At 62.2% G+C, this 13735-nt stretch carries 16 protein-coding genes; 9 read left to right on the forward strand and 7 right to left on the reverse strand.

The window, feature by feature from the left end; translation table 11 throughout:
* Positions 1-37 precede the first annotated feature (37 nt).
* Positions 38-940: a LysR family transcriptional regulator BsrA gene (gene bsrA, locus ACSQ17_RS03800; RefSeq protein ID WP_436067648.1), complete on the forward strand. Its 903-nt coding sequence runs from the start codon at positions 38-40 to the stop codon at positions 938-940.
* 58 nt (positions 941-998) lie between these two features.
* Positions 999-2174, forward strand: a complete 1176-nt coding sequence (locus ACSQ17_RS03805; RefSeq protein ID WP_436067649.1) for a glycosyltransferase family 4 protein — start codon at positions 999-1001, stop codon at positions 2172-2174.
* Positions 2175-2240: 66 nt separating this feature from the next.
* Here the strand turns inward: ACSQ17_RS03805 and sfsA are convergent, their stop codons facing one another.
* Together sfsA and ACSQ17_RS03815 are read right to left on the reverse strand one after the other, a co-directional pair.
* Complete coding sequence (gene sfsA, locus ACSQ17_RS03810; protein WP_436067650.1) at positions 2241-2948, reverse strand: DNA/RNA nuclease SfsA; 708 nt, start codon at positions 2946-2948, stop codon at positions 2241-2243.
* Entirely contained in the window at positions 2938-4119 is a 1182-nt protein-coding gene (locus tag ACSQ17_RS03815) for a pyridoxal phosphate-dependent aminotransferase (protein WP_436067651.1), read from the reverse strand. The genes sfsA and ACSQ17_RS03815 overlap by 11 nt, the downstream gene beginning before the upstream one ends.
* A 395-nt stretch (positions 4120-4514) precedes the next feature.
* Here ACSQ17_RS03815 and dksA point away from each other — a divergent pair, with 395 nt between their 5' ends.
* Both dksA and gluQRS read left to right on the forward strand, forming a co-directional pair.
* Positions 4515-4958, forward strand: coding sequence for an RNA polymerase-binding protein DksA (gene dksA / locus ACSQ17_RS03820; protein WP_090251641.1), 444 nt, complete (start codon positions 4515-4517; stop codon positions 4956-4958).
* 50 nt (positions 4959-5008) lie between these two features.
* Positions 5009-5896, forward strand: coding sequence for a tRNA glutamyl-Q(34) synthetase GluQRS (gluQRS, locus tag ACSQ17_RS03825; protein ID WP_436067652.1), 888 nt, complete (start codon positions 5009-5011; stop codon positions 5894-5896).
* Between the two features lie 10 nt (positions 5897-5906).
* Here gluQRS and ACSQ17_RS03830 read toward each other — a convergent pair whose 3' ends face one another.
* Both ACSQ17_RS03830 and pgm read right to left on the reverse strand, forming a co-directional pair.
* The gene (locus tag ACSQ17_RS03830; protein WP_436067653.1) at positions 5907-6266 is read right to left on the reverse strand and encodes a winged helix-turn-helix domain-containing protein; all 360 of its coding nucleotides are present in this window, start codon (positions 6264-6266) and stop codon (positions 5907-5909) included.
* A gap of 16 nt (positions 6267-6282) precedes the next feature.
* Positions 6283-7935: a phosphoglucomutase (alpha-D-glucose-1,6-bisphosphate-dependent) gene (pgm, locus tag ACSQ17_RS03835; RefSeq protein ID WP_436067654.1), complete on the reverse strand. Its 1653-nt coding sequence runs from the start codon at positions 7933-7935 to the stop codon at positions 6283-6285.
* Between the two features lie 129 nt (positions 7936-8064).
* Between pgm and ACSQ17_RS03840 the strand changes: the two genes are divergently transcribed.
* Positions 8065-8598 carry a hypothetical protein gene (locus ACSQ17_RS03840; RefSeq protein ID WP_436067655.1) on the forward strand — a complete coding sequence of 178 codons (534 nt, stop codon included), beginning with the start codon at positions 8065-8067 and terminating at the stop codon, positions 8596-8598.
* A gap of 17 nt (positions 8599-8615) precedes the next feature.
* Here the strand turns inward: ACSQ17_RS03840 and ACSQ17_RS03845 are convergent, their stop codons facing one another.
* From ACSQ17_RS03845 to ACSQ17_RS03855, 3 genes are all read right to left on the reverse strand, one after another.
* Positions 8616-8849 carry a zf-HC2 domain-containing protein gene (locus ACSQ17_RS03845; RefSeq protein ID WP_436067656.1) on the reverse strand — a complete coding sequence of 78 codons (234 nt, stop codon included), beginning with the start codon at positions 8847-8849 and terminating at the stop codon, positions 8616-8618.
* Entirely contained in the window at positions 8843-9451 is a 609-nt protein-coding gene (locus ACSQ17_RS03850; protein ID WP_436067657.1) for an RNA polymerase sigma factor, read from the reverse strand. Before ACSQ17_RS03850 ends, ACSQ17_RS03845 begins: the two co-directional genes overlap by 7 nt.
* A gap of 202 nt (positions 9452-9653) precedes the next feature.
* Positions 9654-10775, reverse strand: a complete 1122-nt coding sequence (locus ACSQ17_RS03855; protein WP_233686405.1) for a beta-ketoacyl-ACP synthase III — start codon at positions 10773-10775, stop codon at positions 9654-9656.
* A 362-nt stretch (positions 10776-11137) separates the two neighbouring features.
* Here ACSQ17_RS03855 and ACSQ17_RS03860 point away from each other — a divergent pair, with 362 nt between their 5' ends.
* From ACSQ17_RS03860 to ACSQ17_RS03875, 4 genes are all read left to right on the forward strand, one after another.
* Positions 11138-12211 (forward strand): hypothetical protein, encoded by a 1074-nt coding sequence (locus ACSQ17_RS03860; protein WP_436067658.1) that lies wholly within the window; start codon positions 11138-11140, stop codon positions 12209-12211.
* A gap of 137 nt (positions 12212-12348) precedes the next feature.
* Positions 12349-12960 (forward strand): LysE family translocator, encoded by a 612-nt coding sequence (locus tag ACSQ17_RS03865; protein WP_257778813.1) that lies wholly within the window; start codon positions 12349-12351, stop codon positions 12958-12960.
* 29 nt (positions 12961-12989) lie between these two features.
* Positions 12990-13442, forward strand: coding sequence for a hypothetical protein (locus tag ACSQ17_RS03870; RefSeq protein ID WP_436067659.1), 453 nt, complete (start codon positions 12990-12992; stop codon positions 13440-13442).
* On the forward strand, positions 13443-13718 hold the full coding sequence (locus tag ACSQ17_RS03875) for a hypothetical protein (protein ID WP_436067660.1): 276 nt from the start codon (positions 13443-13445) through the stop codon (positions 13716-13718). It abuts the gene before it with no gap.
* Positions 13719-13735: the final 17 nt, after the last annotated feature.

The raw sequence follows: 13735 nt of genomic DNA on the forward strand, positions 1-13735 counted from the left end.
TCATTCCGATAATGGATATTTAGAAAGAGTATTATTCTTGATAACGAATTTACGCCAGCTCGACCTCAACCTGCTGCTGGTCTTCGACGCCCTGATGCAGGAGGGCAACCTGACCCGCGCCGCCGAACGCCTGCACCTGAGCCAGTCGACCGTGAGCAACGCCCTGGCCCGCTTGCGCCAGCAACTCGGTGAAGAGCTGTTTCTGCGCACAGCACGCGGCCTGACGCCCACCTCCCGTGCCCAGGCCCTGTATGTACCGGTGCGTCAGGCGCTGCGCCTGCTACAGACCGGCCTGGGCCCGGCTGAGCCATTTGACCCGCAAACCCCGCACGTTTTCAGCCTGTCGCTTAACGACTACGCGCAAGCCGCACTGCTGCCCATGCTGCAGGCGCACCTGGCGCGGAGCGCCGCGCAGGTCGAGTTGCTGGTGCAAGCCGATGATGCCGACAGCCTGGTGCACCGCCTGGAAAGCGGCGCACTGGACCTGGCCATCGATTACCTGCACTTCGACTCACCCGACCTTCACTACACGCCGCTGCGCGAAGAGCCGCTGGTAGCCATCGGCCGCGCCGGCCACCCGGCCTTTAGCGGCGGGCTGAGCCTGGAGAATTACCAACAGGCGCGGCATATCACGGTCACCCCGCGCGCCGGGCGCGGCTCGCCGCTGGAGATCGTCCTCGGTTCGGCCAGGGTGCGCCGGCAGGCGGCGTTGCATCTGCCCAACTACCTGCCAATTCCGGCCATCGTTGCCCAGACCGATCTACTCGGCACCGTGCCTGCCCGCCTGGCCGAAGCCTTCGCCCCGGTGCATGCGCTGGAAATCGCGCCGCTGCCTTTCGATATGCCGCCGGTGCAGGTCAGCCTGATCTGGCATCAGCAGCAGCACCACGACCCGGCACACGTCTGGCTGCGCCAACAGCTGATCGAACTGCTCGACTGACATATAAGCGCAACCCTAGCGTCACATGGGCTACATGACGGCGGCAGAGACTGCGTGCATGAACGCACCTACTTTGCATATTGCGCTGATCAGTGAAACCTTTCCGCCGGAAATCAACGGTGTGGCCAACACCCTTGGGCGCCTGGTCGATGGCCTGCGGGGCCGTGGCCATCGCGTGCAACTGATACGCCCACGCCAGGCCGGTGATCAGCGGCGGCCTGCTGACGACCTGCTGCTGACGCGCGGCTGGCCATTGCCTGGCTACCCCGGCCTGCAGTGGGGTCAATCGTCGCTGCACAAGCTGCTGCGCAGCTGGCAGCGGCAGCGCCCGGATGTGTTGTATATCGCCACCGAAGGCCCGCTGGGGCTTTCCGCCCTGCGCGCCGCACGGCGTTTGCAGATCCCCGTGGTCAGCGGTTTTCACACCAATTTCCAGCAGTACACCGGGCATTACGGCTTTGGCCTGTTAACCCGCCTTCTGACCCATTACTTGCGCTGGTTTCATAACCGCTCGCAGCTGACCCTGGTGCCCAGCGTCAGTCAGCAGATCGAGTTGCAACGCCGTGGTTTCGACAACCTGGCGCTGCTTTCACGCGGCGTCGACAGCCAGCTGTTCCACCCGGCCAAGCGCTGCGCGGCCTTGCGCACGAGCTGGGGACTGGAGGAAGGCGATATTGCCATCCTGCATGTCGGCCGTTTGGCGGCAGAAAAGAACTTGGCCCTGCTCAGCAAGAGCTTTCAGGCGCTGCAACAGGCGCACCCGCAGCAGCGGCTGAAACTGATCATGGTCGGCGACGGCCCGCAGCGCGCAAGCCTGCAGCAGCAACTGCCTGATGCAGTGTTCTGCGGCCTGCAGCGCGGCGAAGCGCTGGCTGCGCATTACGCCTCGGGCGATCTGTTTGTCTTTCCCAGCCTGTCGGAAACCTTCGGCAATGTGGTGCTCGAAGCCCTGGCTTCCGGACTTGGCGTGGTGGCGTTTGATCAGGCGGCAGCGGCGCAGCATATCCGCCACGGGCATAACGGCGCGCTGGCAGTGGCCGAGGACGAACAAGGCTTTATCGACGCGGCCAGCTGGCTGCTGACGGATCGAGAAAGCCTGCGCCGGGTACGCCTGAACGCCCGGCAGCACGCCTCACGCCAGGGCTGGCCGGCGATTGTCGAGTTGTTCGAGCAGCATCTGCGCAGCGCCATGCAGCCTGTGCAAGCGCTGCCGGCCGGTAGAACGCAACATTGAAGTGAATATTTGTGGGAGGCGCTTTAGCGGCGAGTTTTACCGCTATTGTCGCGGCTGAAGCCCCTCCTACAACTGCACATCCAGACGCTTGATCAGCTGCACACCCTGCGCACTGATGGCAGCACCATAGGCCAGCACTTCAACACCGGCGCTCACTGCCTCATGCAGGGCAGCGGCATAAGCCGGGTCGATTTCTTCGGCCGGGCGCACCGCATCGATATCTGTCAGGTTGACGCAATACAGCTGCACCGCGCGAATCCCCTCACGGGCCAGTGCCGCCAGCTCACGCAAGTGTTTGCTGCCGCGCTCGGTACGTGCATCGGGAAAGGCAGCAACGCGGCTATCGGCAAAGCCCAGCGTCACGCTCTTGACCTCAACAAACGCCGCGCCTGTGGGGTAGTCCAGGCGAAAATCGATACGGCTGCGTTCCTGGCCATAGGGCACTTCGCGCTTGAGGCCGGTAAAGCCGTTCAACTCGGCGATCAACCCAGCGTGTAACGCTTCCTCGACCAGGGCATTGGCGCGCCCAGTATTGATTACCGCCAGGCGACCATGGGGTGTTTCGCCGACTTCCCAGGTGCCGGGCAGCTTGCGTTTGGGGTCATTGCTGCGACTAAACCAGACTCGCGCACCTTCGCTCATGCAATTGAGCATCGAACCGGTATTTGGGCAGTGGACGGTCAGTTGCTCGCCACTAGCAGTCTCGATATCGGCGAGAAAGCGCTTGTAACGGCGCAGCAGGCGCCCCTCTTCCAGCGGCGGCTCAAACTGCATGGGCTTGCCAGCTGATCAGGCCACGCTTGATTCGCTCCACCGCCTGCTGCAAACGCGGTAAGTCCTGGGTATAGGCAAAACGCACATGCTGCGTCGCCAGGTGGCGACCGAAATCCAGGCCCGGGGTAAAGGCCACATGCTCGGTTTCCAGAAAGTGCTGACAGAAAGCAAAAGCATCACCGCCAAAGGCGCTGATATCGGCATACAGGTAGAACGCGCCCTCCGGCTCCACAGCGATCTTGAAGCCCAGCTCACGCAGGGCTGGCAGGAGGAAATCGCGACGGTTCTGAAACGCGTGGCGGCGCTGCTCAAGGATCTCCAGGGTCTGCGGCTGAAAACAGGCCAGCGCAGCATGCTGAGCCATGCTCGGCGCGCTGATATAGAGGTTCTGCGCCAGCTTCTCCAGTTCCGGCACAGCGGCCGGTGGCGCCACCAGCCAGCCGAGTCGCCAGCCGGTCATGCCGAAATACTTGGAAAAACTGTTAAGTACAAAGGCCTCATCGTCCACATCCAGCACGCTGGCGGCGTCTGTGCCGTAGGTCAGGCCGTGATAGATCTCATCGACCACCAGATGGCCGCCGCGCGCCTTCAGCGCCTGCGACAGCCCGCCCAGCTCATCACGGCTAAGCAAGGTGCCGGTCGGGTTGGCCGGCGAAGCCACCAGCGCACCGACGCTATCTTGATCCCAATAGCGCCCGACCAGCTCGGGTGTTAGCTGATAACGCACATCCGGGCCAACTGGCACCAGCTGCGCCGCGCCTTCGACCAAGCGCAGAAAGTGGCGATTGCAGGGATAACCGGGGTCGGCCAGCAACCAGTGCTTGCCCGGATCGACCAGCAGACTGCTGGCCAGCAGCAGCGCGCCAGAGCCGCCGGGGGTGATCAGAATGCGCTGCGGGTCGATATCCAGACCGTAACGTTGGCCATAGAAACTGGAAATCGCCTCACGCAGGGCCGGCAGGCCGCGCGCGGCGGTGTAACGGGTGTGGCCATCGGCCAGCGCCGCCTGCCCGGCGGCTACAATCGGCGCGGCGGTGGTAAAGTCCGGCTCGCCGATTTCCAGGTGGATCACATCATGGCCATCGGCCTGCAACTGATTGGCACGGGCCAGCAGCGCCATCACGTGAAAAGGTTCTATGGCGCGGCTACGCGCACTGTAGGACTGAGCCATGGGGCTGCCTTACTCGGGATTAAGGCGCGGATTCTAACAGGCCGTTGAAAAACTACCTGCGTTGGCAATACTGCGTTAAAAACAGGCTCGGTAAGCCGCTTGCCGCTAACGCGCTTTAGCGCGACCCGAAGGGCGAGTGAAACGAGTAATGCTCATGTACAAAAGTACACTCCGCTTCCTCGCCTGTTTTCGCCTTGTCTTGCCTGCCTCGCCTACATTTTTCAACGGCCTGTCGCCGCATACCCGGCGCAGCTTCGACAACCGGGAGTGGCGCAGGCTGAGTTGTTCTGGTAAGTTCGCCCGCTTGCAGCCGCAGGGCCAGTTCTACTTGATGTGGAATTGGCAAGGGACACCGTCCTGCGCAGTGGATTAGAGAGAGTGAGAGGCGGTCATCCATGCCCACCAAAGCAAAAGCAAAAAGCAGCCAACTGACTCGCGGTTTCGAGCCCTATAAAGAAACAAAGGGCGAGGAATACATGGGTGAGCCGATGCGCGCCCACTTCACCGGCATCCTTAACAAGTGGAAGCTGGAGCTGATGCAGGAAGTTGATCGTACTGTGCACCACATGCAGGACGAAGCAGCCAACTTCCCCGATCCAGCGGACCGTGCCAGCCAGGAAGAAGAATTCAGCCTGGAACTGCGCGCCCGTGATCGCGAGCGCAAGCTGATCAAGAAGATCGACGAAACCCTGCAGCTGATTGAAGACAACGACTACGGCTGGTGCGACTCCTGCGGCGTGGAAATCGGCATCCGCCGCCTCGAAGCCCGCCCCACCGCCACCCTGTGCATCGATTGCAAGACGCTGGCGGAAATCAAGGAAAAGCAGATCGGTTCCTGATCTGACCCAGAGGGTGCTTCGGCACCCTCTGTTGTTTCTGGCCTCCTCAGATGAACACACCCGCCTACATCGGCCGCTTCGCCCCCACCCCGAGCGGTTACCTGCACTTCGGCTCACTGGTCGCCGCCCTGGCGTCGTACCTGGACGCGCGCGCGGTAAACGGCCGCTGGCTGCTGCGCATGGAAGACCTCGACCCGCCACGGGAAGTCGCCGGGGCCCAGGCCGGGATTCTCAGCACCCTGGAAAGCTACGGCTTTGAATGGGATGGCGAGCTGGTGCGGCAGAGTGAGCGTCACAGCGAGTACGCCGCCCTGGTCGAACGCCTGCTGAACCAGGGCCTGGCCTATGCCTGCACCTGTTCACGAAAGCAGCTGGAAGGCAGCCAGGGTATCTACCCTGGCACCTGCCGCAATGCCGGCCACGGCTTTGCCGACGCCGCGATTCGCCTGCGTGTGCCTGAGCTGAGCTACCACTTTGTCGACCGAGTGCAGGGCGATTACCGTCAGCACCTGGGCCGCGAGGTGGGCGATTTCGTGATTCGTCGCCGCGATGGCCTGTATGCCTACCAACTGGCCGTGGTGCTCGACGATGCCTGGCAGGGCATCACAGATATAGTGCGCGGCGCAGACCTGCTCGACTCCACCCCGCGCCAGCTGTACCTGCAGGAGCTGCTCGGCTTCTCGCAACCGCGCTATCTGCATGTGCCGCTGATTATCCAGCCCGATGGCCACAAGCTGGGCAAATCCTACCGCTCGCCACCGCTGCCGGCTGACCAGGCTACGCCATTGCTGATCCGCGCCCTGCGTGCGTTGGGCCAGCAACTGCCGGACGCAGCGGACTATGGCGAACCGACTGAATTGCTGCGCTGGGCCAGCCAGCATTGGGACGCCACACGTATTCCACGCAGCCTGACCCTGGCCGAAGCGCAGCTGCGCTAAGTCAATCGACTCAACCCTCGGCAGCCGGCTCGGCCAATAACTCAGCCAGCTCATCGCAACCACCCTGCACCGCCGCCAGCGCTTGCCCGCAAAGCGCTCGGTAACGCTGCAACACCTGCTCGCCGGTTTCTGTCAGCTGCGTACCACCGCCATGTTTGCCGCCGGCCAGGGTGCTGACCAGCGGCTGCTTGAAGCTGCGGTTCATGGTTTCCACCAAGAGCCAGGCGCGTCGATAGGACATGCCCAGCGCCCGAGCCGCCGCACTGATCGAGCCATGCTGGGCAATCGCCTCAAGCAGATCAGCCTTGCCTGGACCAAGCGCAATATCACTGCCGTTATGCAGGCGGATTTTCAGGTCGAGACGATACATTGGCGTACCCAATGACTTATGCAGTGATCAAGGCCGCATCGACGATCTGCTGCGCCTCGCTGAAGATGCGCTGCAGGTGTGCCGCATCGCGGAAGCTCTCAGCGTAGATCTTGTAGATGTCTTCGGTGCCGGAAGGTCGCGCGGCAAACCAGCCGCCCTCGCTGATCACCTTGATGCCGCCAATCGCCGCGCCGTTGCCCGGTGCCTTGTCGAGCACCTGGGTGATGGCATCGCCGGCCAGTTCACGGCTGCTGATCTGCGCGGGCGAGAGTTTGCCCAGGGTCTTCTTTTGTGCGGGGGTTGCCGGCGCGTCGACGCGGTCGGCGTAGATTGCGCCGAACTCATCGCTCAGGCCCTGATACAGCTCGCCCGGATCGCGGCCACAGACGGCGGTCATCTCGGCAGCCAGCAGCGCCAGGGCGATGCCGTCCTTGTCGGTGGTCCAGACCCGGCCATCGCGGCGCAGGAAGGTCGCCCCGGCGCTTTCTTCGCCGCCAAAGCCCAGCGAGCCGTCGAACAGGCCGCCGGCAAACCACTTGAAGCCCACCGGCACTTCCTCCATCGGCCGCCCCAGGCGCGCGGCGACGCGATCGATCATCGCGCTGCTGACCAGGGTCTTGCCCACCGCCGCGCTGGCGCTCCACTGCGGCCGGTGCTGGAACAGGTAGTCGATGGCCACGCTGAGGAAATGGTTGGCCGGCAACAGGCCGACACTCGGCGCAACGATGCCGTGGCGGTCGTAGTCGGTGTCGCAGGCAAAAGCGATGTCGTAACCATTTTTCAGGCCGATCAGGCGCTGCATGGCGTGGCTGGAGGATGGGTCCATGCGGATCTGCCCATCCCAGTCCAGGCTCATAAAGGCGAACTGCGGATCGATGACCTGGCTGACCACATGCAGATTCAGGCCGTACTGCTCGGCGATGCGCCCCCAGTAATGCACGCCCGCGCCGCCCAGCGGATCGACGCCCAGGCGCAGACCCGCGGCGCGGATCGGGGCGAAGTCGATGACATTACCCAGATCACTTACATAGCTGCCGAGGTAATCGTATGCCTGCACATTGGCCGCCTGCCGCGCCTGTGCCAGGGGCAGGCGCTTGACCTCGCGCAGGCCGCCTTCGAGCAGCGCATTAGCGCGGTTCTCCACCCAGGTGGTGATATCGCTGTCGGCCGGGCCGCCATTGGTGGGGTTGTACTTGAAGCCGCCGCAATCCGGCGGGTTGTGCGACGGGGTGATGACGATGCCATCGGCCAGGCCCGAGCTGCGACCCTGGTTGTGCACCAGGATGGCCTGACTGATGGCCGGCGTCGGGGTGAACTCGCCACCGGCCGAGATCATGGTCTGCACGCCATTAGCCGCCAGCACTTCAATCGCACTGTCCAGCGCCGGCTGCGACAGAGCATGGGTATCGGCGCCAATAAACAGCGGGCCATTGATGCCCTGGGCCACCCGGTAATCGCAGATAGCCTGACTGATCGCCAGCACATGGGCCTGGTTGAAGCTGTGCGCCAGGGAACTGCCGCGATGCCCGGAGGTGCCGAAGGCCACGCGCTGGCTCGCCACGCTGAGATCCGGCTGCAAGTCGTAATAGGCCGCCAGCAGCGCGGAAATGTCAGTCAACAAGGAGGCAGGAGCCGGCTGACCGGCCAAAGGATGAATACGCGCGCTCACAAAAACTCCGAGGAGGATAGAACCCAGCAAAAGTGCGCAAGCTTAGCAGGCCAGCGCGCCTAAACGCAGCGCCTACAGATGGGTTTGCGCTATCCTTGCGGCCCATTTCTTATGCCGCAGGATGACCCGATGAAAGCTCAGCTCGAAGAACTGATCAGCAAGATAAGCTCGGGCTGCATGCTGGCCGAAGAAGTCGCACGCATCGCCGATGAAGCCGCTCGGGCCTACGCCGACCCACAGGCGTTTCTCGCTGCCAACCCGGACATCAATTACGACGACAGCTTCCCCATCCCGCTGGGTGAGTGGGTGGTGGTCGGCAGCCTGCCGGAAACCGTGCTGTTTCAGGCCGACAGCTATGACGCGCTGTTCCAGCAGATCACCGAGTCCTTTGGCCCGCAAGTGAGCTTTGTGCTCAAACCCAAGCAACTGGTGAAGGTTGAACCGCTGAAAGCGCTGAACCGTATCCAGGTGCAACTCGCCAGCCTCAGCCCGGAAACCAAGGGCTATGTGCTGCTGGATTTCAGCGAACCACTGGACGACGAACTACAGGCCGTACTGGTGTACAGCACGGATCTGCCGAGGGTGATGGAGTTGGCGGTGGAGGTCGGCATCTACGCCGCACCGGCCTATGAGGCGCTAAAGGCCGCGCAAGAAGCCGAATAGACGCAAAGCCTGGTCGGTCAGGAATTATTGCGGCGCAACTCCGCCAGCTTGGCGGCCAGCTGATCCAGCTCGGCGCTCTGCCCGGGTTGCAGTTGCCGCAGCACCGCCTGGCTCAGGCGCAGCTGCCGGATAAACCGCCGGCAGTGCTGACACATGGCCAGGTGCAGGCGCACCGACATACGCGGGCGCAGGCCGAGCTGACCATCGAGAAACTCGCTGGAGCGGGCCACCAGTTCCTTGCAGCTCAACATTGGCCGGTCTCCTCAAAATGCTCCAGGGTGGCGAATACCTTGAGCCGCGCGCGGTGCAGCAGCACCCGCACATTGGAGAGCGAGACCTGCAAAAGATTACAGATTTCCTCCAATTCCAGCCCTTCACGTTCACACAGGTGCAACACGCTGCCTTGCAGCTCGGACAAGCTGGCCAGGGTTTTCTCCAGACACTCACGTAACTCGTCCTCGGTCAGCAGGGCTTCCGGAGAGTCGTGGTGCCAGGCATGTGGCGCCAGCAGCCAGTGACCATCGGCGCTGAAGCGCTCATCGCCGATGCTGCCATGGGGCGCGGGAATATCGTCGAGCAGGATTTCGCGGCGATTGCCCTTGAGACGGGTTTTTGCGGTATTGGCGGTGATGGTCAGCAGCCAGGTTTTCAGGCTGGAGCGCGCCTGAAAACCATCGAGGCTGCGCACCACGGCCAGCCAGGCGTCTTGCACCACTTCATCAGCATTGCGGCTGCCGACAATGGCAAAGGCCACCGCGCGCATCGCCCCCTGATAGGTGGCGACCAGTTCGCGGTAGGCCTTCTGTTCGCCCGCCCGCAGGCGAGGAAGGAGATCAGCGTCATTTACCGGCATAGGCAAAATCGCCTTAAGGTCGTAGCGAGCGCAGGGCAGGCAAGGCGAAAACAGGCGAGGACGCGGAGTTTACGAGTTGTAAATGAGCAGTACTCACTCCGTTCGCCCTCACAGGCCACCCCTTGGGCGTTCAGTGGCAAGCCACTGTCCGAGCCTGTTTTCAACGCAGCATCCCCAAGCGCAGTAGACATTAAGGTGATTTTTAATGCTTGCGCAGGATCACGCTACCAATCGAGTAGCCCGCACCGAACGAGCTGAGCACACCGAGGGCGCCGCTCGGCAGGTCTTCCTGGTATTTGTGCAGGGCGATCACCGAACCGGCCGAGCTGGTGTTGGCGTAGGTGTCGAGAATCACCGGCGCTTCGCCTGGCTCAGCATCACGGCCGAGCAGCTTGCGCGCGATCAGCAGGTTCATATTGAGGTTGGCCTGGTGCAGCCAGAAGCGCTTCACATCGCCGACGTTCAGCTTGTTCTCGGCCAGGTGCGCGGCAATCAGCTCGGCAACCATCGGGCAGACATCCTTGAATACCTTGCGGCCTTCCTGGACGAACAGCTTGTCACGGGCGCCAACGCCCTCTTCCGCACAGCGGTTGAGGAAGCCGAAGTTGTTGCGGATGTTATTGCTGAACTGGGTGATCAGCTTGGTGCCGACGATATCGAACTGATAATTCGAGGTGGCTTGGTCGGCACGCTCGATAATCACCGCCGTGGCGGCGTCACCGAAGATAAAGTGGCTGTCGCGGTCACGGAAGTTCAGGTGGCCGGTGCAGATTTCCGGGTTGACCATCAGGATCGCGCGGGCCTGGCCCAGCTGCACACTGTTGGCCGCAGCCTGGATGCCGAAGGTGGCCGAGGAACAGGCCACGTTCATGTCATAGCCGAAACCTTGGATGCCCAGCGCGGCCTGCACTTCAATCGCCACTGCCGGGTAGGCGCGTTGCAGGTTGGAGCAGGCGACGATCACGCCGTCGATATCCGCCGCCGTTTTGCCGGCACGCGCCAGGGCGTCCTTGGCAGCGCCTACGGCCATTTCGCAGAGGATGCCCCAATCTTCGTTACTGCGTTCCGGGATGCGTGGCGCCATGCGTTTGGGGTCGAGGATACCGGCCTTGTCCATGACAAAGCGGCTCTTGATGCCGGAGGCTTTTTCAATAAAACCGCTGCTCGACTCGCTCAGCGCTTCGACTTCACCGCTGGCGATGGCCGCCGCGTTTTCGGCATTGAACTGCTGTACATAGGTGTTGAACGACTCGACCAACTCATCGTTGGAAATACTGTTAACCGGGGTATAGAGGCCGGTACCACTGATCACGACGTTATGCACAGTCATTCCTCTTGTTCTTCGCCGCAGGCAGCGGCCAGTTATGCAATGCGCCCAGGGCTATGCGGCCATGGGCAAAAATGGGCTGACAGGCTCAGCAAACTCGATCCATGAAACGTCCTGTTACGGGCTTCGGAGTTTGCCACAGCCAGGGGGCGTTCGTCCGCTCAGCACGTCAGGCCGATTGCAACAAGCGGTCGGCTATTGAGGCAAAGATGCTCGCAACGTCGTACAAGGCACATCACTCCAGGGCCCATCAGGCGTAGCGCAGGCGGGCATGTAGACCGCTCACCCGTCCGGGGGATAGATGATTGTCGGACAATCTATATGCTCGCCTTTCCCTAATAACAAGAAAGGTGTTCGTCATGCGCAAGCTGTTGCTATTGCTGGTGCTGAGTTTTGCCCCCTTGAGCCAGGCCGCCGTTGGGGTATTCCCTGACAGCACCTTCCAGAACCTCGACCATGGCCTGTACTGGTTCGGCTATGGCGACAGCTGGCAGAAGGCCGTACCCGGCCAGAGCAATGCCTATTACGTAGCCAACAAGCCGACGCTGATTTATATCCACGGCTGGCAGAATGGCTCCAGCCAGAACAAGAACCGCGAAACCTTCAACCGTAAGGATGCTGGCGGCCCCGATCTGGACCTGGCCAACGCCTGGCTGGCGGCAGGCTACAACGTCGGCGTGTTGTACTGGAACCAGTTCGCCGATGAAGGTGAAGTGAAAGACGCCGAAGCCAAGATCTGGACCGCCAGTGGCCCACGCGCCATGCGCTGGCGCAACAGCAGCGGGGTGTACAGCACGGGCCCAACTCAATCGGCCAGCGACCTGCTGTTCAACAGCTACAAAGCCAACCTGGCAGGCTACAGCGGCAACAATATCCGCATCACCGGGCATTCGCTGGGCAACCAGATGGCCATCGTGCTGACCAAGAAAATCAGCGATGCGGTCAGCGCCGGTACGGTTAACAGCAAACTGCTGCCTAAGCGCGTTGCCCTGCTCGACCCCTTCTACTCCAACAACGCGAAAAGCTACCTGGGCAACAAGTGGGTCGGCGAAGTCTGCCGCACCTATGTCAGCGAGCTGAAAACCAAAGGCGTGATCTTCGAGACCTACCGCACCTCCGGGGCCAGCAGCACCGGCTTTATCGGCGACAGCAACACCGGGCTGATGAACATGACCGCCTTCAGCGAACTCAAGCCCTGGTACTTCAACGCCACACAGCTGACCGAGAAGCACAATGCAGCAGTCTGGCACTACCTGTGGTCGTTCAGCAGCAACCCACCACTGATCAGCGGCACCAGCAACCAGGCCGCCTCGGCGAAAACCAGCGACAGCCGCATTACGACCCTGATGAACGGCAGCAAGAAGCTGGTGCAGGATCAGGGCGCCTATAGCAAGGAGCCGTCCGACGACAACTTCAAGGAGGCCAATCGCTGATTACCAGGCGCCGCCCAGGCTGATCATGACGACCGCGCAGCTCAAGTCGGCTTGACTATCCGGGCACAGCATGAAAAAACAGAGGCACGCAGGGCCGCGCAAGGCCCTGCACTCCCCTGCTTCTGGATACCTGTCTTATGGCCCTGCATACCTGGCTGCTCTTTGTTACAGCGGTGTTCGGCCTGGCGCTGACGCCCGGCCCCAACGGCCTGCTCGCCCTTAGCCATGGTGCACTGTACGGCCATCGCAAAACCCTGTTTACGGTCAGCGGCGGTGTGCTCGGCTTCACCCTGCTGATGGCTTTGTCGATGCTCGGCATCGGCACCTTGCTGCAAGCCTCGGCACAGGCCCTGACCATTCTCAAATGGCTCGGTGGCGCCTACCTGATCTGGCTGGGCATTCAACTTTGGCGCGCGCCGCCTCTGCATCTGAGCATGGCCGAGAAAGCTGAGGCGCAAAGCGGGCTCAAGCTGTTCCGTCAGGGCCTGCTGTCGGCACTGTCCAACCCCAAGGTGATCCTGTTCTTCGGTGCCTTTCTGCCGCAGTTTCTCGACCCACGCGGCGACCTCTGGCTGCAGTTCGCCATCATGGCGCTGACTTTTGCCGTGGTTGAAGGCAGCGTCGAATACCTGCTGGCACGCATGGCCCATCGCGTTCGCCCCTGGCTGCAACGCAGCGGCAAAGGCTTCAACCGTTGCTGTGGCGGGCTGTTTGCACTGATGGGCGCTGCCCTGCCGATGACACGCTGAACCGTCTCGGCCAGACAGGACCCACCCCGGTGCTCAAGCTGTTGCCCGCACTGCTGTTGCTCGCCTTGAGCCATTCCGCATGCGCCGAAGAACGGGCACTGCGCTTCTCGATCAACGACAGCTGGGCCATGCCCATGGTGCACATCGAAAACGGCCAGGCCGTGGCTGGCATTCTCGTTGACCTGCAACAGCGCTTGGCGGCCAAGGTTGGGCGCAAGGCTGAACTGCTGGTAATGCCACGCCTGCGCGTACAACAAGCGCTGGATAATGGCGAAATCGATGTGCGCTGCTACGTCAGCCCGAACTGGGTCAACGGTGGCCACTACCGCTATATCTGGAGCCTGCCGTTCATGAGCCAGCGCGATGTGCTCGTCGGCACCCGTGCAGCAAACCTGCAAGCCGAACAGTTGCAAGGCGAGCGCCTGGGCACCGTGCTCGGTTTCGCCTATCCACGCCTGGAGCCGCTGTTCGCCAGCGGCTAGTTGCAGCGCGAAGACGCCCGCACCCAGGACCTGGCGCTGCTCAAACTGAGTGCTCACCGTTACCAGTACGCCATCAGCAACGAGCTCTCGCTGCACTGGTTCAACCGCCAGCAACCCGCAGAGCAGAAACTGCACATTCTCAGTGAAATAGCCTCCGACCCGATTGCCTGCATTATCCGCGACGCCCCCGACGTTCCCACCACAGCCCTGCTGCGTGCCATGGTGCAGATGAAACAGGCGGGCGAGTTCGACGAGTTGCTGGCGCGCTACCGCTGAGCCAGTAACAAGCGCCA

It is taken from the genome of Pseudomonas sp. LjRoot71, from assembly GCF_964253255.1.
Taxonomy (GTDB): Bacteria; Pseudomonadota; Gammaproteobacteria; order Pseudomonadales; family Pseudomonadaceae; genus Aquipseudomonas.